General features: G+C 74.1%; 19 protein-coding genes and 1 pseudogene. 4 read left to right on the top strand and 16 right to left on the bottom strand.

Features of this window, described 5'->3' with window-relative positions; translation table 11 throughout:
- Positions 1 to 127: 127 nt before the first annotated feature.
- From ACFYOS_RS12285 to truB, 4 genes are all read right to left on the bottom strand, one after another.
- A complete protein-coding gene (locus ACFYOS_RS12285; RefSeq protein ID WP_387139101.1) occupies positions 128 to 2,500 on the bottom strand; it encodes a polyribonucleotide nucleotidyltransferase in 2,373 nt (790 codons plus the stop codon).
- Positions 2,501 to 2,721: 221 nt separating this feature from the next.
- Positions 2,722 to 2,991 (bottom strand): 30S ribosomal protein S15, encoded by a 270-nt coding sequence (rpsO, locus tag ACFYOS_RS12280; protein WP_043962418.1) that lies wholly within the window; start codon positions 2,989 to 2,991, stop codon positions 2,722 to 2,724.
- A 207-nt stretch (positions 2,992 to 3,198) separates the two neighbouring features.
- Complete coding sequence (locus ACFYOS_RS12275) at positions 3,199 to 4,125, bottom strand: bifunctional riboflavin kinase/FAD synthetase (RefSeq protein WP_387139098.1); 927 nt, start codon at positions 4,123 to 4,125, stop codon at positions 3,199 to 3,201.
- A 43-nt stretch (positions 4,126 to 4,168) separates the two neighbouring features.
- Positions 4,169 to 5,053 (bottom strand): tRNA pseudouridine(55) synthase TruB, encoded by an 885-nt coding sequence (truB, locus tag ACFYOS_RS12270; protein ID WP_387139095.1) that lies wholly within the window; start codon positions 5,051 to 5,053, stop codon positions 4,169 to 4,171.
- Between the two features lie 111 nt (positions 5,054 to 5,164).
- Here truB and ACFYOS_RS12265 point away from each other — a divergent pair, with 111 nt between their 5' ends.
- The 3 genes from ACFYOS_RS12265 to ACFYOS_RS12255 all read left to right on the top strand — a co-directional run bounded on the left by ACFYOS_RS12265 (position 5,165) and on the right by ACFYOS_RS12255 (position 7,659).
- Positions 5,165 to 6,169 carry a hypothetical protein gene (locus tag ACFYOS_RS12265; protein WP_387139092.1) on the top strand — a complete coding sequence of 335 codons (1,005 nt, stop codon included), beginning with the start codon at positions 5,165 to 5,167 and terminating at the stop codon, positions 6,167 to 6,169.
- A 102-nt stretch (positions 6,170 to 6,271) separates the two neighbouring features.
- Positions 6,272 to 7,285 (top strand): hypothetical protein, encoded by a 1,014-nt coding sequence (locus ACFYOS_RS12260; protein WP_387139089.1) that lies wholly within the window; start codon positions 6,272 to 6,274, stop codon positions 7,283 to 7,285.
- 74 nt (positions 7,286 to 7,359) lie between these two features.
- Positions 7,360 to 7,659, top strand: coding sequence for a hypothetical protein (locus ACFYOS_RS12255; RefSeq protein WP_387139086.1), 300 nt, complete (start codon positions 7,360 to 7,362; stop codon positions 7,657 to 7,659).
- Positions 7,660 to 8,011: 352 nt separating this feature from the next.
- Here the strand turns inward: ACFYOS_RS12255 and ACFYOS_RS12250 are convergent, their stop codons facing one another.
- Positions 8,012 to 9,340, bottom strand: coding sequence for an MATE family efflux transporter (locus ACFYOS_RS12250; protein WP_387139083.1), 1,329 nt, complete (start codon positions 9,338 to 9,340; stop codon positions 8,012 to 8,014).
- 103 nt (positions 9,341 to 9,443) lie between these two features.
- On the opposite strand from ACFYOS_RS12250, the gene ACFYOS_RS12245 reads away from it, so the two are divergent.
- Entirely contained in the window at positions 9,444 to 10,193 is a 750-nt protein-coding gene (locus tag ACFYOS_RS12245) for an MIP/aquaporin family protein (protein WP_387139081.1), read from the top strand.
- A gap of 19 nt (positions 10,194 to 10,212) precedes the next feature.
- Here ACFYOS_RS12245 and ACFYOS_RS12240 read toward each other — a convergent pair whose 3' ends face one another.
- The 11 genes and pseudogenes from ACFYOS_RS12240 to rimP all read right to left on the bottom strand — a co-directional run bounded on the left by ACFYOS_RS12240 (position 10,213) and on the right by rimP (position 20,350).
- Positions 10,213 to 10,725, bottom strand: a complete 513-nt coding sequence (locus tag ACFYOS_RS12240) for an adenylate kinase (RefSeq protein ID WP_387139078.1) — start codon at positions 10,723 to 10,725, stop codon at positions 10,213 to 10,215.
- A 561-nt stretch (positions 10,726 to 11,286) separates the two neighbouring features.
- Positions 11,287 to 11,496 (bottom strand): DUF6186 family protein, encoded by a 210-nt coding sequence (locus ACFYOS_RS12235; RefSeq protein WP_387139145.1) that lies wholly within the window; start codon positions 11,494 to 11,496, stop codon positions 11,287 to 11,289.
- On the bottom strand, positions 11,496 to 11,903 hold the full coding sequence (locus ACFYOS_RS12230; RefSeq protein ID WP_387139075.1) for a hypothetical protein: 408 nt from the start codon (positions 11,901 to 11,903) through the stop codon (positions 11,496 to 11,498). Before ACFYOS_RS12230 ends, ACFYOS_RS12235 begins: the two co-directional genes overlap by 1 nt.
- A gap of 65 nt (positions 11,904 to 11,968) precedes the next feature.
- Positions 11,969 to 13,015, bottom strand: a complete 1,047-nt coding sequence (locus tag ACFYOS_RS12225; protein WP_387139072.1) for a bifunctional oligoribonuclease/PAP phosphatase NrnA — start codon at positions 13,013 to 13,015, stop codon at positions 11,969 to 11,971.
- On the bottom strand, positions 13,012 to 13,497 hold the full coding sequence (gene rbfA, locus ACFYOS_RS12220; RefSeq protein ID WP_387139069.1) for a 30S ribosome-binding factor RbfA: 486 nt from the start codon (positions 13,495 to 13,497) through the stop codon (positions 13,012 to 13,014). Before rbfA ends, ACFYOS_RS12225 begins: the two co-directional genes overlap by 4 nt.
- Before the next feature lie 157 nt (positions 13,498 to 13,654).
- Positions 13,655 to 13,948, bottom strand: a complete 294-nt coding sequence (locus ACFYOS_RS12215) for a DUF503 domain-containing protein (RefSeq protein WP_387139066.1) — start codon at positions 13,946 to 13,948, stop codon at positions 13,655 to 13,657.
- A gap of 88 nt (positions 13,949 to 14,036) precedes the next feature.
- Complete coding sequence (locus ACFYOS_RS12210) at positions 14,037 to 15,104, bottom strand: TRM11 family SAM-dependent methyltransferase (protein WP_387139063.1); 1,068 nt, start codon at positions 15,102 to 15,104, stop codon at positions 14,037 to 14,039.
- Between the two features lie 79 nt (positions 15,105 to 15,183).
- Entirely contained in the window at positions 15,184 to 18,180 is a 2,997-nt protein-coding gene (gene infB / locus ACFYOS_RS12205) for a translation initiation factor IF-2 (protein ID WP_387139061.1), read from the bottom strand.
- A gap of 93 nt (positions 18,181 to 18,273) precedes the next feature.
- Positions 18,274 to 18,607 (bottom strand): annotated as a pseudogene (locus ACFYOS_RS12200) (YlxR family protein).
- Between the two features lie 16 nt (positions 18,608 to 18,623).
- Positions 18,624 to 19,667: a transcription termination factor NusA gene (gene nusA / locus ACFYOS_RS12195; RefSeq protein WP_387139058.1), complete on the bottom strand. Its 1,044-nt coding sequence runs from the start codon at positions 19,665 to 19,667 to the stop codon at positions 18,624 to 18,626.
- Positions 19,664 to 20,350 carry a ribosome maturation factor RimP gene (rimP, locus tag ACFYOS_RS12190; protein ID WP_387139055.1) on the bottom strand — a complete coding sequence of 229 codons (687 nt, stop codon included), beginning with the start codon at positions 20,348 to 20,350 and terminating at the stop codon, positions 19,664 to 19,666. The genes nusA and rimP overlap by 4 nt, the downstream gene beginning before the upstream one ends.
- Between the last annotated feature and the right edge of the window lie 186 nt (positions 20,351 to 20,536).

Genomic DNA, 20,536 nt, shown 5'->3' with positions numbered 1-20,536 from the left:
GCGGGCGGGGGGCGGGGGGGGTGGGGCCCCCCCCCCCCGCGCCGGCCCCCCCCCGGCCCCCCCGGGGGGGCGGGGCCCCCCCCCCCCGGGGGGCCCCCCCCCCCGCCCCCCCCCGGCCGGCGGTGGATCAGCTGTGCCGGGTCCGACGACGCGGGCGGGAGTCGCCGCCGCCCTCGCCGCCCTCGCCCCGCTCCGGGCCCCGGCCGCCACGCTCCCGGTCGCCCCGCTCCCGGTCGCCCCGGTCCCGCGGGCCGCGGTCGCCGCGGTCGCGGCCGGCCGGACGCTCGCCACCGGCGGCCTCGCCGGCGGCCGGCGCCTCGGCGCCCTCCGGGCGGACCTTGTCCAGGTAGATCTTGCCGCGCTGGTCGATGTCGGCGATCTCCACCTCGACCTTGTCGCCGACGTTGAGGAAGTCCTCGACCTTCTCGACCCGCTTGCCGTCGCCCACCTTGGAGATGTGCAGCAGGCCGTCGCGGCCCGGGAGCAGCGAGATGAAGGCGCCGAACGCGGCGGTCTTCACGACGGTGCCGAGGAACCGGTCGCCGACCTTCGGCAGGGTCGGGTTGGCGATCGCGTTGATCCGCTCGACCGCGGCCTGGGCCGACGGGCCGTTGGTCGCGCCGACGTAGATGGTGCCGTCGTCCTCGATGGAGATCTCGGCGCCGGTCTCGTCCTGGATGGCGTTGATGGTCTGGCCCTTCGGGCCGATCACCATGCCGATCTTGTCGACCGGGATCTTGACGGTGGTGACCCGCGGGGCGTAGTCCGACATCTCGGCCGGCGCCTCGATCGCGGACTGCATCACGTCGAGGATGGTCTGCCGGGCCTCGTGCGCCTGCTGGAGCGCGGCGGCCAGCACGTCCGACGGGATGCCGTCGAGCTTGGTGTCGAGCTGGAGCGCGGTGACGAACTCCCGGGTGCCGGCGACCTTGAAGTCCATGTCGCCGAACGCGTCCTCGGCGCCGAGGATGTCGGTCAGCGTCACGTACTGGGTCTTGCCCTCGACCTCGTCGGAGATGAGGCCCATGGCGATGCCGGCGACCGGCGCCTTCAGCGGCACACCGGCCGACAGCAGGCCCAGCGTCGAGGCGCAGACCGAACCCATCGAGGTGGAGCCGTTGGAGCCGAGCGCCTCGGAGACCTGGCGGATGGCGTACGGGAACTCCTCGCGCGACGGCAGCACCGGGATCAGCGCGCGCTCGGCGAGGGCGCCGTGGCCGATCTCGCGCCGCTTCGGCGAGCCGACCCGGCCGGTCTCACCGGTGGAGTACGGCGGGAAGTTGTAGTTGTGCATGTAGCGCTTGGACTTCTCCGGGGAGAGGGTGTCCAGCGACTGCTCCATGCGCAGCATGTTCAGCGTGGTGACGCCCAGGATCTGGGTTTCGCCCCGCTCGAAGAGCGCCGAGCCGTGCACCCGCGGCAGCACGCCGACCTCGGCGGTCAGCGGGCGGATGTCGCGCAGGCCGCGGCCGTCGATGCGGACCTGCTCGCGCAGCACCCGGCCGCGGACCTCGGCCTTGGTCAGCGAGCGGAACGCGGCGGAGAGCTCCTTCTCCCGGCCCTCGAAGCGCGGGCCCAGCTCCTCGGCGACCTTGGCCTTGATCCGGTCCAGGGCCTCCTCGCGGTCGTGCTTGCCGGCGATCTTCAGGGCCTCGGCGACGTCGGCGCGGGCCAGCTCGGCCACCGCCGCGTAGGCGTCGTCCTGGTAATCGAGGAAGACCGGGAACTCGACGGTCGGCTTGGCGGCCACCTCGGCCAGCTCGCTCTGCGCCCGGCACAGCTCGCGGATGGCCGGCTTGGCGGCCTCCAGGCCGCTGGCGACGACCTCCTCGGTCGGGGCGGTGGCCCCGCCGGCGACCAGCTTCACGGTGTGCTCGGTGGCCTCGGCCTCGACCATCATGATCGCGACGTCGCCGTCCGGCAGGGCCCGGCCGGCCACCACCATGTCGAAGGTGGCCCGCTCCAGCTCCTCGTAGGTCGGGAAGGCGACCCACTGGCCGTCGACGTGCGCCATCCGGGTGGCCCCGATCGGGCCGGAGAACGGCAGGCCGGAGAGCTTGGTCGACATCGAGGCGGCGTTGATCGCCACCACGTCATACGGGTGCTGCGGGTCGAGCGCCAGCACGGTCTCGACGACCTGGACCTCGTTGCGCAGGCCCTTGACGAAGGACGGGCGCAGCGGCCGGTCGATCAGCCGGCAGGTGAGGATGGCGTCCTCGCTGGGGCGACCCTCGCGGCGGAAGAACGAGCCGGGGATGCGGCCCGCGGCGTACATCCGCTCCTCGACGTCGACGGTCAGCGGGAAGAAGTCGAACTGCTCCCGCGGCTGCTTGCCGGCCGTGGTGGCGGAGAGGACGACCGTCTCGCCGAGCTTGGCGATGACGGAGCCGGCGGCCTGGCGGGCCAGCCGACCGGTGGAGAAGGTGATCTCCCGGGTGCCGAACGAGCCGTTGTCGATGACGGCCGTACGGGCTTCGGTGCCGAGTGTGTTCTCGGTCATGGTGCGGCAATGCTCCTTCGCATCGGGGGCCCACGACGCGGGAGCTGCTCAGACGGCCGGTCTTCGATCGAAGCGCCCGGGTGACCGGCGGATGCCGGGGTGCCCGGGGGCCACTACCGGAGACCGGTACGCCGACCGGCTCCTGTCAGGTGGTCGCGTGGCCCGGTTCTTTCTGTGGTACCGGAACGGGGGAGCGGCCGAGCGGCCACTCCCCCGTCAGGTCACCTGCGCAGGCCGAGCCGCTCGATGAGCGACCGGTAGCGGTTGATGTCCTTCTTCTGGACGTAGTTGAGCAGCCGACGGCGACGGCCGACCAGCAGCAGCAGCCCACGGCGGCTGTGGTGGTCGTGCTTGTGCACCTTCAGGTGCTCGGTGAGCTCGGCGATCCGCTTGGTGAGGACCGCGACCTGCACCTCCGGCGAACCGGTGTCGCCCTCGGCGGTCGCGTACTCCGCGCGGATCTTGGCCTTGGCTTCCTGGTCGAGCGCCATGTTCTCCCTATTTCGTGGGTCGTTCGATGAGGTCCGCCCGGATCGGTCAGAGCGACCGGTGGACGGATCGGTTCCTCGCACCCGCGGCGTCGTGCAGGCACGCGAGGCCCCACGTCGGTCAGCCGACGTCCCCGCCAGACTACCAGCCCGGTGGGGAACCACCCGGTGAAGGGCGCGCGACGCCGCCCGAGTCGGACCGGCGGGGGCTCAACCGAGCGCGCGGCGGGTCCGCTCGACGTCCTCGGCGATCTGGGCCACCAACGGCTCGATCGAGTCGTACGTCCGTTGTTCGCGCAGGTGTGCCACGAAGTCCAGGGCGAGCCGCTCGCCGTACAGGTCGCCGGTGAAGTCCAGCGCGTAGGCCTCGACCCGCCGCTCCCGCCCGGAGAAGGTCGGGTTGGTGCCGATCGACACGGCCGCCGCGAGGGGCTCCCCGCCCCGGCGCACCAGCCGGGCGGCGTAGACGCCGTCGGCGGGGACCGCCGCGTACCGGTGGGTCAGCAGGTTGGCGGTCGGGTAGCCCAGCTCCCGGCCGCGCTGGTCGCCGCGGACCACCACGCCCTCCACCCGGTGCGGGCGCCCGAGGGCGGCGGCCGCCGCGGCCACGTCGCCCGCGTCGACGCAGGAGCGGATGTACGTGGAGGAGAAGACCGTGCCGGCCTCGGCGACCAGCGGCCCGCCCTCCACCCCGAAGCCGAAGGTGCGGCCCAGCCGCTCCAGCAGCGCCACGTCGCCGGCCGCCCGGTGCCCGAAGCGGAAGTTGGCGCCGACCACCACCAGCGCGGCGTGCAGGTGCTCGACGAGGACGTCGTGCACGAACGCCTCGGCCGGCAGCCGGGAGAACTCCGGGGTGAACGGCACCACGCAGAGCACGTCAACGCCCAGCGCCTCGATCAACTCCGCCTTGCGGGCCGGTTCGCTGAGCACCGCGGGGTGCGAGCCGGGCCGGACCACCTCGGCCGGGTGCGGGTCGAAGGTGACCACGACCGACTTGACGCCCAGCTCCCGGGCCCGCGCCACGGCGTGGCCGATGGTGGCCTGGTGGCCCTTGTGCACCCCGTCGAAGACGCCGATGGTGACCACCGACCGCCCCCAGCCCCCGGGCGCCGCCTCGTACCCCCGCCACCGCTGCATTCCTGCTCCTCCCCTGCTCGCCACGTGCTCCGCGCCGCCGCCGTCAGGCCGGGGCCAGCACGATCTCCGCGCGGGCCCGGCCGTCCCGCTCGCTGACGATAGCGATCAGCCCGCCATCCGGGCCGAAGACCGCGTACGGCCCGGCGATGCCGGCCGGGTCCAGCGGCCCGCCGTGGGAGAGGACCTTCGCCTCCGCCGCGGTGGCGTCCCGGCGCGGGAAGAACCGGTCGGCGGCCGCGTCCAGCGGCAGGTTGACCACGTCGGGCGCGCGCTGCTCCAGCTCGTCGAGGGTGAGCGCCTCGGCCAGGGCGAAGCCGCCGACCGCGGTCCGGCGCAGCGCGGTCAGGTGGCCGCCGACCCCGAGGGCCAGGCCCGCGTCCCGGGCGATGGCCCGGATGTACGTGCCGGACGAGCAGGTCACGTCCACGTCGACGTCCACCACGTCGGGGGTGTCCCGGCGGATCGCCAGGACGTCCAGCCGGGAGATGGTGACCCGGCGGGCGGGCAGCTCGACGCTCTCCCCCTCGCGGACCCGCTTGTACGCCCGCTGGCCATTGATCTTGATGGCGCTGACCGCGCTCGGCACCTGGTCGATCTCGCCGGTCAGCGCGGCGAGCGCCGCGCGGACCGCGTCGTCGGTGACCCCGAGCGTCGGGGTGGTGGCGATCACGTCGCCCTCGGCGTCGTCGGTGACGGTGGCCTGACCGAGCCGGATCGTGGCGGTGTAGCTCTTGCCGGCGCCGATCACGTAGGTGAGCAGCCGGGTGGCCCGGCCCACGCCGATCACCAGCACCCCGGTGGCCATCGGGTCCAGCGTGCCGCCGTGCCCGACCCGCCGGGTCCGCGCCAGCCGCCGGATCCGCGCCACCACGTCGTGCGACGTCATGCCGCCAGGCTTGTCGACCACGATCAGACCGTCTGTGCTCACGACCGCCAAGCCTGCCAGACCCCGGTCCTGGGCCGGGCGGGGGATACCGCGCCGCGCGACGAAGTGTGACAATCGGTGACACCTCGCCCACTCGTGCACCCGGGGGCCGCGATGACCGACAACGGGCAGAACACCCCACCACCACGCCACCCCGGCCCGCCGTCCGGCCACGGAGGCGGGCCCGGGACGGCCCCGGAATGGCTGCGCCAGCCGCAGGTCGACGCCGACGCGAGCCGCGGCGACCGGCTGCGGAGCTGGCTGAGCCGGCACTCCGGCAGCCTGCTGAGCGGCGCGACGGCGCTGCTGCTGCTCGCGTTCGTCGGGGTGGTCGGCGGCGCAGTGCTGGTGTCGATGCCGGAGGCCGGCGGACGGTCGGTGGCGTACCCGACGATCAGCCCGCCCGCCGGCGCGCACGCCAGCACGTCCGCGTCGCCGCCCGCGGCGGCCGGCCCGTTCGACGGCACCCCGGCCGCCGCGTTCCCCGAAGGGCAGGCGGGGATCGCCCTGCCGGCCGCGAAGCGGACCGGTCCGTTCACCCAGAAGCAGGTGGCGGCCGCGCTGGCGAAGGTCCGGACGGCCCTGGTGACCGCACGGCTGGACCGCCGGTTCATGACCACCACGGACCCGGACCCGTTCGTCCGGCAGTTCGCCCCGGACGCCCGCGCCAGCCTGCGGAGGGACTTCGCCTCCGACACCTTCGCCGCGTACGCCAGCCGACTGGCGCCCGGCGCCCGGCTCACCGCCGACCAGCCCCGGGTGAAGGGTCGGATCAGCTACCGCGCCACCAAGGACGCCGACGGCATCCGGATCCTGGCGGTGACCACGAACTTCGTCTGGGCGTACGCCTTCCAGACCAGCAGTACGGTGCCGGGCGACGGGGTGGTCGTGGTGCACGACACGGTGGTCTGGAGCGTGCCGCATCCCGACGACGTCGACCGCAGTTCGAACGGGCTGTGGATCGAGGACGCCGACTCCTACGCCGCCAACATCGACTGCCCGGCCTTCGACAAGGGCCTGCTCATCCTGGGCGGGCCCAGCGTCGGCGGTCCGGCCGACCCGGACCCGGACGCGGTCTTCGACCCGGACACGACGCTGGACCGCCCGGACACCTGCTGAGGCGGACCGGAAACGGGGCGGCGGGACGGCCCCGACGGGGCAGCGCGATGACTGCGCCGGTGCGATCATGCAGTGCCCCGCCACACCGTCCCTGGGAACCAGATGATCGACCACGGGCCGACCCCCGAATCGCCGCGCCACCCCGATCCGCCGAGCCGGCCCGATCCGTGGACGGCACCCGCCGACGGGCTGGGGACGATCCCGGACTGGCTGCGCCAGCCGCAGTTCGACGCCGAGCCGAGCCCCGCCGACCGCTGGCGGATCTGGCTGAGCCGGCACTCCGTCAAGCTGCTCGGCGGCGCGGCGGCGCTGCTGCTGCTCACCTTCTTCGGGCTCGTCGGCGCCGCCGGCTACCGGGGCGTCCAGCGCTGGGGCGAGCCGCCGGCGGCGTACCCGACGATCAGTCAGCCGCCCGGTGAGCAGGCCGTCAGCTCGGCGTCGCCGCCCCCGGCGGCCGGCCCGTTCGACGGCACCCCAGCCGCCGCGTTCCCCGAGGCGCAGGCGGGGATCACCCTGCCCGCGGCGAAGCGGACCGGCCCGTTCAGCGAGAAGCAGGTGGCGGCCGCGCTGGCGAAGGTCCGGGCGGCCCTGGTGACGGCCCGGCTGAACCGTTCGTTCATGACGGCGAAGGACCCGGAGCAGCTGATCCGGCAGTTCGCCCCGGCCGCCCGGGCCGACTTGCGCAAGGATTTCACCTCCGACATGTTCGCCACCCGGCTGGCGCCGGGCGCCCGGCTCACCGCCGACCAGCCTCGGGTGAAGGGGCGGATCAGCTACCGGGCCACCAAGGACGCCCACGGCATTCGGATCCTGGCGGTCACCACCAACTTCGTCTGGGCGTACGCCTTCCAGACCAGCAGCACCGTGCCGGGCGACGGGGTCGCCGTGGTGCACGACACGGTGGTCTGGAGCGTGCCGCACCCAACCGAGGTGGCGCGCAGCGGGAACGGGCTGTGGATCGAGACGGCGGATGTGTACGGCTCCAACATCGACTGCACGGCCTTCGACAAGGGCCTGATCGGCCTCGGCACGCCGACCTACGGCGGCCCGGTCGACCCGGCCCCCGACGCGGTCTTCGACCCGGACCGCACCCTGGACATCACGGAGACCTGCTGAAACCGGACGGGGTCGCGCGGGCCGGCCTAGGTCCGGCAGACTGCCACCACCCTCGCCACCCTCAAGGGAGTCCGTTGAGCAACACATCGCCGTCGCACCAGCACCGCCCCCGCGTCGACCTGCCCGACTGGATGCGCAACCCGGAGCCGCCCCGGCGCACGCTCGGGCGCCGCCTCTCCGACCTGATCGACGCGGTGCCGGCGCTGTCCGCGACCCGACGCCGGCTCTGGGCATGGCGGGATCGGACCCGGTTCAGCGAGCGGCACCCGGTGCTCTCCGCGATCGTGTCCTTCGTGTTCGTCGCGGTGGTGGCCACGTTCCTGGTGGTCGGCACGCTCTACCTTCTCTACAAGATCAGGCGGGGCGAGGCCTGAGCGCCGCCCGAGTGAGCACCGACGCACCGAGCACCGGGGGACCGACCGCTCGCCGCCAGCACGGCGTCGCCACCCGCGGCGACTCCGTACGCCTGCCGAGCTGGATGACCGGCCAGGACGCGGCGACACCGCTGACCCGCGGGGAACGGGCCCGGCTGGCCTGGGCCCGGCAGCGCGGCAAGGTCGGCATCGCCTTCGTGGCCCTGCTCGCGCTGGCGCTCATCGGCGCGACCGTGGTCCTCGGCCAGGTCACGGTCCACCAGATCCGGGTGGGCACCCGGCCCACCGGCTCGACCGGGCCGAGCAGCGCGGCCGAACCCGTGCCGAGCAGTCAGGTGGGCAAGCCGCCGGGTCAGCGGACCGCGCCGACCACCGCCCAGCCGCCGGAGCGCAGCCGCATTAGCAGCGCGACCAGCCGGAGCACCACGAACAACGTTAGCCCCGCCCAGATCCCGCCGAGGCCGAGGTCGAGCCCGTAGGCCAGCCAGATCGCCGGGAGGAAGCCGCCGAGCGCCGCCACGATGGTGAGGTTGCGCAGGTAGCGGACGTCTCCCGCGCCGATCAGCACGCCGTCGAGGGCGAAGACCACCCCGCCGATCGGCTGGAGCGCGACGAACCACGGCCAGGCGACCATGGCCTGCTCGCGCACCTGCGGATCGGAGCTGAACCAGGACGGCACCAGGCCGGCGCCGGCGGCGATCAGCACCGCGAAGACCACCCCGCAGAGGCCGCCGAGCAGGGCTAGCCGCCGGGCGAGGGCGCGCGCGCCCGCGGCATCGCCGGCGCCGAGCGCCGCGCCGATCAGCGCCTGCGCGGCGATCGCGAGGGCGTCCAGCACCAACGCGGTGAAGAACCACAGCTGTACGGCGATCTGGTGGGCGCCCACCGCGGCGGCGCCGAACCGGGCCGCGACCGCGGTGGCGGAGAGGAAGCTCGCCTGGAAGGCGACGCCCCGGATGAGCAGGTCCCGGCTGAGCACGAGCTGCTGGCGGATCAGCCGGGGCCGGGGGCGCAGCGAGACCCGCTCGCGCACCAGCGCCGCCGCGAAGAGGCCACCGGAAACGGTCTGCGCAACAGCGTTCGCCACCGCCGAGCCGGTCAGGCCCAGCCCGACCGGGTAGACCAGCAGCGGGCAGAGCAGCGCGGAGAGCAGGTTGGGCGCGAGCACGAAGAGCAGCGGCCGCCGGGTGTCCTGGATGCCGCGCAGCCAGCCGTTGCCGGCGGCGGCCAGCAGCAGGCCCGGCGCGCCGAGCGCCGCGATCCGCAGCCAGGCGGCGGCCGCGCCGGCCACCGCGCCCGGCCCGCCGACGAGGGTACGCGCCAGCGCGCCGCCGCCGACCTGCATGGCGAGCGCCACCAGCACGCCGACGGTCAGCGCCAGCCAGGAGGCCTGGACGCCCTCGGCCACCGCGGCGCCCCGGTCCCCCGAGCCGAACCGCCGGGCCGACCGCCCGGTGGTGCCGTACGCGACGACGGTGCCGAGCCAGGCGGCCAGCGTCATCACCGTGCCGCCGACCGCGAGCGCGGCGAGCGGGACGCGGCCCAGGTGTCCGACCACCGCCGTGTCGACCAGGACGTAGAGCGGCTCGGCGGCGAGCACCACGAGGGCCGGCAGGGCGAGCCCGGCGATCCGGCGGGGCGAGGCGGCGGAGGCGGTGGCGGAGACGGCGGTCTGACTCATCGCCGCCGATCCTGGCACGCCTCAGGTAAGGGACGCAAGCGCCGCTGGCACTTACCTAGGCGTACCGGGGCGGCCCGGCCGCCCGCCGTCGTACGGTGAGGCCATGAGGGCCAGCGGGGACGCGGTCGTCGGCGGCGCCAACCCCGTCTGGTGGCGTCGGTTCTTCGGTGAACTGCTCGGCACGTTCTTCCTGGTGCTGGTGTCGGTCGGGCCCGGCGTGGTGAACCAGCGGATCGGCGCCGAGGCGGTCAGCCGGAACGCCGCCGTGGTCGCCCCCGGGCTGATGCTCGCCTCGATCATCCTGTTCATGGGGGCGGTCTCCGGCGCGCACCTGAACCCCTCGGTCACGCTCGCCTTCGCGCTGCGCCGGGACTTCCCCTGGCGGTGGGTGCCCGGCTACCTGGCCGCCCAGTTCGCCGGGGCGGTGGCGGCGGGCGGACTGCTGGCCGGGCTGCTCGGCGGGCACGACACCGCCGGCCTGACCCTCCCCGGCCCGGGCATCGGCGCCCTGCTCGCCCTGGTCTGGGAGATGATCCTCACCGTCGGCCTGATCAGCACCATCCTCGGCACCGCCTCCGGGGCGCAGAACGTCGGGCCGCTGGCGGCCGTGGCGGTCGGCGGCTACCTGGCGCTCGCCGGGCTGTGGGCCTCGCCGCTGACCGGGGCGTCGATGAACGTGTTCCGCTCCCTCGGCCCGGCCCTGGTGTACGGGCAGCCGCGGGCCTGGTGCGCGTACCTGCTCGGGCCGCTGCTCGCGGTGCCGGTGGCGGTCGGCGTGGCCGCGCTGCTGCGCGGCCCCGGCGGCGGCCGCATCAGCCGCCGCGTCGCCCAGGGCACCACCGTCCGCCGCTGACCCTCGGTATGCGCGTCGCTCAGGGGGTGGGCAGGGTGGCGAGCCAGCGGTGGACCTGGCCAGGGGTGCGGAGGCGGACCACCGGGAGGTCGGGGACGAGGTCGCGGACGGCGGCCAGGACCCGGGGCCGGGAGCGGCCGGGGTAGGCCCAGATGTACCGGAGGAACTGGAGGTCGAGCTGCTCGGGGCAGCCCTCCGGCAGGTCGGGCCGGGGTGTGGCGCGGTGCGTCCAGCGGCGGCGCAGCACCCGGGTGAGGCAGCGCAGCCGGGGCGGGTCACAGAGCACCAGCAGGTCGGCGCGGGGCAGGCGGAGGTCCAGGGTGCCGCCGTAGTTGCCGTCCATCACCCAGGCCGGGCGGGCGGCGAGCGCGGCGACCTCGGCGCGGAACTCGGCGTCGGCGGGGGCGTTCCAGCCCGGCCGCCAGTAGTGCCGGTCCAGGTGGACGAGCGGGAGGTCGAGCCGGCGGGCGACCTCGCGGGCGAGGGTGCTCTTGCCGGCGCCCGAGCTGCCGACGATCAGGATGCGGCGCACCGGGCGACGGTAGCGCCGGCGGCGTCGTACGGGAAAGGGGGTGACCGGTGCGGCGGTGACGTCGGCTCACCCGGCGTCACCGCCGGCGGCCCCACGTCACTGACGGGTGTCCATCGAGGTCTGCAGCGCGCGGCGCATCTGCTCGCGCGCCTCGTCGGTGGTGGTCTCGGTCTGCGGCTTGCGCTTGGTCGCCATGGGAGTTCCCTTCCAGGGTGCGGACCACCGACACGGTGGCCCTACGGGCGGTCGACGCTCCAGCTCGGCGCGTCTGACGCCGCGCCGCTACGACGACTTCAGCTCGGCGCGTCTGGCACCGCGCCGCGACCTGAAGCCGTCGCTGGAGCCGTCGGTCCTGCTGAGCGCCCGGCAGCGGTCCGGGATCACCGGAGCGGCTCGCCTGGCAGCGTGAGCCCGGGTCGGTCTGACCCTGGAGGGAGGCGGCACCGGATGTGGAGCCACCGCCCCTGACCAGCGCCGGAAAGCGCCGGCCCCGCACCCAAGTTAACGTTCATTTTCCACATGCTGCCCGGTGTTCCCGGGATACGGACACCGCCGACCCGGTCAGCGGGCCAGGAAGTGCCAGCCGAGCCACCACCAGAAGCCGAACAGTCCGATCCGGCCCACCGGCACGGGGCCCACCTCGTAGCGCATCACGAAGGCGCAGACGTCACCGAGCGACGGGATCCGCGACCCCTCTCGCCGGGCGGCCCACTCGACGCCCGCGAGGAGCGCCAGCGCGGTGAGGAAACCGCCGATCGCCAGGGCGCGCATCATCGGCGGACCAGCCCCCAGAACGCGGCCAGCCAGGCGAACCAGGCCGCGGAGCGGACCAGGTGGTCCTCCAGCAGCGGGTCGGCCAGCCGGGAGAAGGTGGGGAACTCGTCCCCCACCGACAGCACGAACGTCGCCCCCTCGAAGACCCCGAACACGGTCGCCGGCAGCAGCCACCAGACCGCGCCGGCGGCGAGGCGGCGCGGGGCGGGCCGCCGGGGCACCCGGTTGCTGAGGCCGATCCAGATCAGCGCTCCACCGGTGCCGAGCGTGTAGAGATTGGCCTGGGCGGAGAAGGACGGCAGCTGCCCGCCGACCAGGGAGAGGCAGATCAGCACCGGCACGGAGACGACCGGGCGGTCCCAGGTGCGGGGCGCTTCGACGGTGAGCTCTCGGGGGTGATCCATCTCCCGATTGTCCCCAGCCTCACGGAGCGCGGGAAGACCGGCACGCCCCGGAGTCGCCCCTGATCTCAGCTGGGGAGCAACGCCCCGGCCAGCTCCGCCCGGATCCGGTCCACCACCTCGCCGACGGTGCCACCGCCGGTGAACCCGGCCGCGAACCGGTGCCCACCGCCGCCGAGGGCCACCGCCACCGCGCTGACGTCCACCGCGCCCTTGCTGCGCAGCGAGACCGCCCACTCGGCGTCCGACACCTGCTTGACCACGCAGCTCACGTCCGCCTCGGCCGTGCACCGGATCGAGTCGATCAGCGCCTCCAGCACGTAGGCCGGCTGGTCGTACCGGACCAGGTCGTCCTGGGTGGCGTAGGTCCAGACCAGCCCGCGCCCGGCGGCGGCCGCCGGCTCCAGCCGGGCCCGGCCGATCACCTCGCCGAAGAGCCGGACCGCGCCGAACGGGCGGGTGTCGAAGATCCGCCGCGAGATGTCCCCGGGCCGGATGCCGGTGGCCAGCAACCGGGCCGCCATCTGGTGCACCGCCGGGGTGGTGGCCGCGAAGCGGAACGAGCCGGTGTCGGTGCTCAGCGCGACATAGAGGCAGGTCGCGATCTCCACGTCCAGCGGCACCCCGAGCCGGTCCAGCAGCCCCTCGGCGACCACCGAGGTGGCCGCCGCGTGCGGGTCCACCAGGTGGATGCCGCCGAACCGGGTGTTCGAGGCGTGGTGGTCCAGCACCAGGGCCGTCCCAGCCTTGTCCAGCCGGTCGACCAGGTCACCCAGCCGGGACTCGCTCGCCACGTCGAAGCAGATCACCAGGTCCGGATCGGAGTACGCGGCGTCCTGCGGCACGAGCAGGTCGAGACCGGGCAGCCAGCGGAACGGCTCGGGCACCACCGGCGGCCCGGGAAAGGTCGCCTGGAGGTGCCGTACGCCCCACCGGCGCAGGCCCAGCCCGAAGCCGAGCATGCTGCCCAGCGCATCGCCGTCCGGGTTGACATGGCAGATCAGCAGCACCCGCGCATCAGCGGGGAGCCCGCGTACCGCCGCGACGGCGGCTGCCCAGTCGGTGTCGGTCGGGCCGGCACCGGCCGGCGTACCGCTCGCGGCGGGAGAGGTCACCGGCGGTCGCCGCCGCGCGGCTCGTCGCCGGCCTCGGCGGCGGAGTCCTCCGTGCCCTCCTCGTCCTCGTCCACCCGGTACGGCTGCGCCTCGCCCGCGTACTGGGCGGTGGCGGCCAACCGCTGCACCTCGGCGTCGGCGGTACGGGCCGCGGCGAGCAGGTCGTCGATGTGCTTGACCTGGTCCTGCACGTCGTCCAGGACAAAGGTCAGGGTCGGCGAGTGGCGCAGCCCGAGGGCCTTGCCGACCGTGCTGCGCAGCATGCCCTTGGCGCTCTCCAGCGCGGCGGCCGTGCTGGACTGGGCCGCCGCGTCGCCGAGCACCGTGTAGAAGACGGTGGCGTCGCGCAGATCGGCGGTGATCCGGGCATCGGTGATGGTGATCATCCCGAGCCGGGGGTCCTTGATCTGGCTCCGCACCACCGACGCGACCAGTTCACGGATGCGCTCCGCGTGCCGGCGTACCTTGGCCGGATCCGTCATGTCCCCCACCTCCAGGGCGTCCCGCTCCCGGCCGGAGACGACGGCGCGGGCGCCGCCGGGTCCGACCGCCCAACATCTCGAACACTACCCGCGCGATCGTGGCCCTCGCGCGGGGCCGCCGGTGGGTGGCCGCGCCACCCCAGCGGCCCGGACCGGGTCAGTCCTCCGCGCCGTACAGCCGGCGGCGGACCGACAGCAGTTCGGCCTCCGGGCGGGCCGCCACCAGGCGCTCGCACGAGTCGAGCACCTCCCTAACGTGGACCGCCTCGGCGGCCACCACGGCCACCCCGATCTCCGCCCGGCCGTGCAGGTCGAGCGCCCCGACCTCGGCGGCCGACACCTCGTACCGGCGCAGCGCGGCGACGATCGGCCGGACGTACGACCGCTTGGCCTTCAGGGACCGGGAATCCCCCGGCAGCAACAGGTCGAAATGCGCGGTTCCGGTATACACGGCGAGCAACGGTACGGCAGATCCGCCGCCCCGGTCACCCGTTTTCGGCCGACGGCTCCAGCGACGGCTTCAGGTCGCGGCGCGGTGCTCAGACGCGCCGAGCTGGAGTCGTCGGAGGCGCGACCGCCACCAGGACGTCCCGGTCGATCGCCTGGTCGACCCGGTGCGCGAGACCGAGGTAGCCGGACCCGGTCGTCACCCGCAGGCCGGCCCCGGTCAGCAATGCCTCGGCCGCCGCCCGGGGCGCCACGTGCGTGTTCCAGGACAGCCCCACGGCTCCGCCGGGACGCAGCAGTTCCCGCCAGACCGGCACCGCCGCGGCGAGCAGGTCCAGCGGGCTGCGGGACAGCCCCTCCCCGGTCCGGCTGCCGTGCGCCACCCCGTACGGCGCGTCCGTCACGATCACGTCGGCGCAGTGTGGCCGCAGCACCTCCCGGGCCCGCGTGGTGTCGGTGTGCAGCACGGTGACCCGCTGGGTCGCCCCGGCCCGGTGGTCGTCCCGCGACGGCGCGAGCACCGCCTCGAAGCGCCGGGCGACCAGCTTGCGGTCCCGACGGACCGGCACCATCTCGGCGGTGTGCTTGAGCCGCTTGCGGCGCAGCCAGGTACGCAGGAACGCCGCGTAGGCGTCGACGTCCTTGCCGTCGTGCTCGACGCCGATGCCGTCGTAGCCGTACATCAGCGCCTGGTTGATCGTGGTGCCCCGGCCGCAGAGCGGGTCGAGGACCACGAGCTGCCGGTCGAGCATCGCGCCGGCCGAGGCCGAGGCGAGCAGGGTGGCGTTCAGCAGCAGCCGGGTGAACTGCTCGTTGGTCTTCCCGGCGTACTTGGGGATGGTGATCAGGTCGGAGTCGTACCGCGCGAGGGGGTGCAGCGGCACCGGCCGCAGCAGATCGTCGCCGACCCGCTCGAACAGCGCGTACGCCGCCGACAGGTTGGCCAGGTACGCCAGGTCCCGTGCGCCCAGCCCCGGCTCCGGCGCGGCGAAGGTCAGGTACTCCACCCCGCCGATCCGCTCCACCGCGGCGTCCACCGGGGCGGCGTCGAGCACCCCGGAGCCGGCGAAGATCTCCAGCTCGGCGCGGGCCAGCCGGCCGGCCGCGTCGGCGTAGACGCGGTTGGTGGAGGGGGCGAGGAGCAGCGCGTACCTGAGCACGCCGGAGATTGTCGCAGCCTGCGGAAACGGCGACGGCCGGGGCCTGTAGGCCCCGGCCGTCGCCGGTTGTTCACGCCGCTCAGGCGCGCGGCTTCTCCCGCATCTCGAAGGTCTCGATGATGTCGCCGACCTGGACGTTGTTGAAACCACCCAGCGTCAGACCACACTCGAAGCCCTCGCGGACCTCCGTCGCGTCGTCCTTGAACCGCTTCAGGGAGCTGATCGTGAGATTGTCCGCCACGACCGCCCCGTCCCGCAGCAGCCGCGCCTTGGCGTTGCGGCGGATGAGGCCGGACCGGACGATACAACCGGAGATGTTGCCGATCTTGGACGAGCGGAAGACGTCGCGGATCTCCGCGGTCCCCAGCTCGACCTCCTCGTACTCCGGCTTGAGCAGCCCCTTGAGCGCCGCGTCGATCTCCTCGATGGCCTGGTAGATGACCGTGTAGTACCGGATCTCCACGCCCTCGCGGTCGGCGATCTCGCGGACCTTGTTGGCGGCCCGCACGTTGAAGCCGATGATCGTGACCGCCTCGGACGAGGCGCTCGCGAGCATGACGTCGCTCTCGGTGATCGCACCCACGCCCCGGTGGATGATCCGAAGCTGGACCTCCTCCGGGATGTCGAGGTTGAACAGCGCGTCCTCGAGGGCCTCCACGGAACCGGAGACGTCGCCCTTGAGCACCAGGTTGAGCGAGGTCTTCTCGCCCTCCTTGAGCTGCTCCATGAGCGTCTCGAGGGTCGCCCGGCCACGGGAGTTGGCGAATGCCGCCGCCCGCCGCCGCGCCTGCCGCTGCTCGGCGATCTGCCGCACGGTCCGGTCGTCCTCGGCGGCCAGGAAGGTGTCACCCGCTCCCGGCACCGTGGTCAGACCCAGCACCATGACCGGACGCGCCGGACCGGCCTCGTCGACCGGCTTGCCGTTCTCGTCCAGCATGGCCCGGACCCGGCCGTGCGCCCCACCGGCGACGATCGAGTCGCCGGCCCGCAGGGTGCCCTTCTGCACCAGCACGGTCGCCACCGCACCGCGGCCCTTGTCCAGGTGCGCCTCGATCGCGACACCCTGCGCCGGCCCGTCGATCGGAGCGGTCAGCTCCAGCGACGCGTCGGCGGTCAGCAGGACGGCCTCCAGGAGGTCGTCGATGCCGATGCCGGGCTTGGCCGCCACGTTGACGAACATGGTGTCGCCGCCGTACTCCTCGGCGACCAGGCCGTACTCGGTCAGCTGCTGGCGGACCTTGTCCGGGTTCGCCTCCGGCTTGTCGACCTTGTTGACCGCGACCACGATCGGCACGTCCGCCGCCTTGGCGTGGTTGAGCGCCTCGATGGTCTGCGGCATCACGCCGTCGTCGGCCGCGACCACCAGCACCACGATGTCCGTCACCTGCGCACCACGGGCACGCATGGCGGTGAACGCCTCGTGACCCGGGGTGTCGATGAAGGTCACCGCGCGGTCCTCGCCCTCGTGCGGGACGTGGACCTGGTACGCGCCGATGTGCTGGGTGATGCCACCCGCCTCGCCGGCCACGACGTTCGCCTTGCGGATCGCGTCGAGCAGCTTGGTCTTACCGTGGTCGACGTGACCCATGACGGTCACCACCGGCGCACGGCTGACCAGGCGGTCCTCCGCAACCACCGCGTCGAGGTCGATGTTGAACTGCGCGAGCAGCTCACGGTCCTCGTCCTCCGGGCTGACGATCTGCACGTCGAAACCGAGGTGCTCACCCAGCAGCAGCAGGGTGTCGTCAGAGCAGGACTGGGTCGCGGTCACCATCTCGCCCAGGTTGAACATCTCCTGGACCAGCGAACCCGGGTTGGCGTTGATCCTGTCGGCGAAGTCCGACAGCGAGGCGCCACGGGACAACCGGACGACCTGACCCTGACCTCGGGGGGCACCCGAGGACATGGTCGGGGCCGACAGGTTGTCGAACTCCTGTCTGCGCTGCTTCTTGGACTTGCGACCGCGGGTCGGCCGGCCACCCGGACGCCCGAAGGCACCCGCGGCGCCACCGCCACGGCCACGACCGCCACCACCCGGACGACCGGCGCCACCGGCCGGGGCACCCGGACGGAAACCACCGCCGGGAGCACCGCCGCCGCCACCGGGACCGCCGCGGTAGCCACCGCCACCGCCGCCGCCACCGGGACCGCCGCGGAAGCCACCGCCACCGCCGCCGCCACCGGGACCGCCGCGGAAGCCGCCGCCGCCACCGGGACGACCGGCGCCGCCACCGGGACCACCACGACCAGGACCGCCGGGGCGACCCGTGGTGGGGCGCTGGCTCGGCATGGAGGCCGGGCTGGGCCGCGGCGGCATGGAAGCCGGGCTGGGCCGCGGCGGCATGCCGGCCGGGCCCGGACGGGGACCGCCGGCACCGGCGGCCGGGGGCCGCTGCTGCTGGCCGCCCTGGATGCCGAACGGGTTGTTGCCGGCGCCGCGCGCCGGCGGACGACCGCCCGGACGACCGCCCGGACCCGGGGTCGGCGCGCCGGGACGACCGGCGGCCGGGGAACCCGGACGGGGCGGCACGGCGCCCGGACCCGGGCGCGGGCCCGGACGGGGGCCACCCTCGGTCGGAGGCTCCCGGCGGACGTTCTCGCGCTGCTGCTGGCGGGCGGCCTGGGCGGCCTTGACCGCGGCCTCCTGCTCAGCCTTCAGCGCGGCGGCGCGCGCCTCGGCGGCCGCCACCTCGATGTCGTGCGCGCTCGCCGGCTTGGCGACCGGGGTCGCCGGCTGCGGCGGGCCGGGGACCGGGCCCTTGGGCTTCGGTCCAGGGGTCGGCGCGGCCGGCCGCCGGGGCGGCATCGGCTTGGCCGAGACCCGGGGGGCACCCGGGGTCAGGGACGGCGTCGGGGTCGGGGTCGGGGTCGGGGCGGCCGACGGCGGGGCGGCCGGCGCCGAGGGGCCACCGGCGGACGCGACGAAGGCGCCACGCAGCCGTCGGGCGACGGGCGCCTCGACGGTGCTCGACGCGGACTTGACGAACTCGCCCATTTCCTTCAGCTTGGCGAGAACGGTCTTGCTTTCGACCCCGAGCTCCTTAGCAAGCTCGTGTACGCGGGCCTTTCCTGCCACTGCACTCCTCACTCCGAGGTCGTGCGGGCAGCACCCGCAGCGACCTCACTCGTGCACTTGAAGCCTGGTCATTTCTGCGACTTCATCGTGTGCTCATGTTGGTCGTCCTACCTTGCTAGCGATCTCTCGTCCGGTCGGGCTGACCGGACGTAGAGGTTGGCGCGTCAATGTGCTCCGCCAGCGCACCGTGATCGATGATCCCGGTGATGCGCAGTGCCCGCCCGAAAGCGCGGCGCCGCACTGCCTGCGCGAAGCAGGCCGGATCAGGGTGCATGCTCGCTCCCCGACCCGGCAGTCTGCGGGCCGGATCGGGCCGGAGGCTGTGACCAGCCCCGTCCGCGACCGCGACGATCCGCAGCAGTTCACTGGCCGGCGCACGTCTCCGGCAACCCACACAGGTGCGCACCGGTTCCGTGCGTCGTACCACTGGAGGAAGTCTACCCCTAGCTGCTCGAGACCGCGCCGCCCGGCTCCGGGACGTGATCAGCTTCGCCCCGGCCGGCCCCGCCGGTCTGCTCGGCGTCCGAACGGATGTCGATCCGCCAACCGGTCAGACGGGCAGCAAGCCGGGCATTCTGCCCTTCCCGGCCGATCGCCAGGGAGAGCTGGAAGTCCGGCACGGTGACCCGGGCCGTCCGGCTGGCCAGGTCGACCACCTCGACCCGAAGCGCCTTGGCCGGCGAGAGCGCGTTGCCGACGAAGGTGGCCGGGTCGTCCGACCAGTCGATGATGTCGATCTTCTCGCCGTGCAGCTCGCTCATCACCGCGCGGACCCGCTGGCCCATCGGGCCGATGCAGGCGCCCTTGGCGTTCACGCCCAGGGCGGTCGAGCGCACCGCGATCTTCGTACGGTGACCCGCCTCACGGGCGATCGCGCCGATCTCCACCGTGCCGTCGGCGATCTCCGGCACCTCCAGCGCGAAGAGCTTCTTCACCAGCGCGGGGTGCGAACGGGACAACGTGATCTGCGGACCGCGCATTCCCTTGGCCACGTGCACCACGACGCAGCGGATCCGCTCGCCGTGCGCGTACCGCTCGCCGGGGACCTGCTCGGACTGGGGCAGGACGCCCTCCAGCTTGCCCAGGTCGACGCTGACGATGCCCTTCTCGGCCCGCGCCTCGTGCGCCTGCACCACGCCGGTGACCAGGTCGCCGTCGCGCCCGACGTACTCGCCGAAGTGCACCTCGTCGGTGGCCTCCCGCAGCCGCTGGAGGATCACCTGCTTCGCCGTCATGGCCGCGATGCGACCGAAGTCGTGCGGGGTGTCGTCCCACTCCCGTACCACGGTGCCGTCGGCGTCCACCTCCTGCGCGTACACCGAGGCGGCGCCGGTCTTCCGGTCGATCTCCACCCGGGCGTGCGGCTCGGCGCCGTCGGTGTGCCGGTAGGCGGTCAGCAACGCGGTCTCGATCGCCGCGAGGATGGTGTCGAACGGGATCTCCCGCTCGCGCTCCAGTGCGCGCAGCGCCGCGAGGTCGATGTTCACCTCTCCTCGTCCTCCACATCATCTTCGTCGTCGATGTCGTCAGTCTCGTCGCCGTCGAACTCGTCGTCCGTCACCTCGTCGAGGCGGCTGAACTCCACCTGGACCCGGCCGGGTCCGAGTTCGGCGTACGGGTGTTCCGTGCGGCCGGCATCCGTCTCCAGCACCACGCGCTCGTCGTCGGCCTCGACCACCCGGCCGGTGAGCTGCCGGTCCCCGGCGGTCCGCTGCTCGGGCACGCCCGCCGCGCCCCGCACGGTCACCTTGACCAGCCGGCCGACGTTGCGCCGCCAGTGCCGAGGCAGGGTGAGCGGCCGGTCCACGCCCGGCGAGCTGACCTCCAGCTGGTACTCGCCGGCGACGAGGTCACCGCCGGCCTCCTCCGCGGCGTCCAGCGCGGCGGAGACCGCCCGAGAGACGTCCGCCACGGCGTCCAGGTTGATCCCGCCCTCGGCGTCCACGATCACCCGGACCACATGCCGGCGACCCGCCCGGGAGACCGAGAGGTCCTCGAGGTCGTAGCCGGCGGCGTTGACCACCGGCTCGATCACCTCGCGCAGCCGGGCCCGACGGGCGGCCAGGTCGCCGCGGGGCGCGCCGGCCCGGTCCCCACCACGGGGACCGTCGGACCGCCGGGGTCGCCCGGAGGGCCCCGTCGGCCGGGTGGCACGGCCACGCTGCGTCATCTGGCGCACCTCTCTGCTGTTCGCGGGCCGCCGGGCCCGCCCTGTCCGCTGGTCGGACGGGCCGATCGGCCCGCCATGCCGGCACGCCACCGGGGCGAACGCGTCCGGTGGCTGCGCAGAGCGTAACGCGCGGGCGGGGCGGCGGACCCGGCGGCGCACCGACGGCTCTGGCCCACGACGCCGCAC

The sequence above is a fragment of the Micromonospora sp. NPDC005806 genome (assembly GCF_042871425.1).
Classification (GTDB): Bacteria; Actinomycetota; Actinomycetes; order Mycobacteriales; family Micromonosporaceae; genus Micromonospora.
This window is presented reverse-complemented; position numbering and strand designations above follow the sequence as displayed.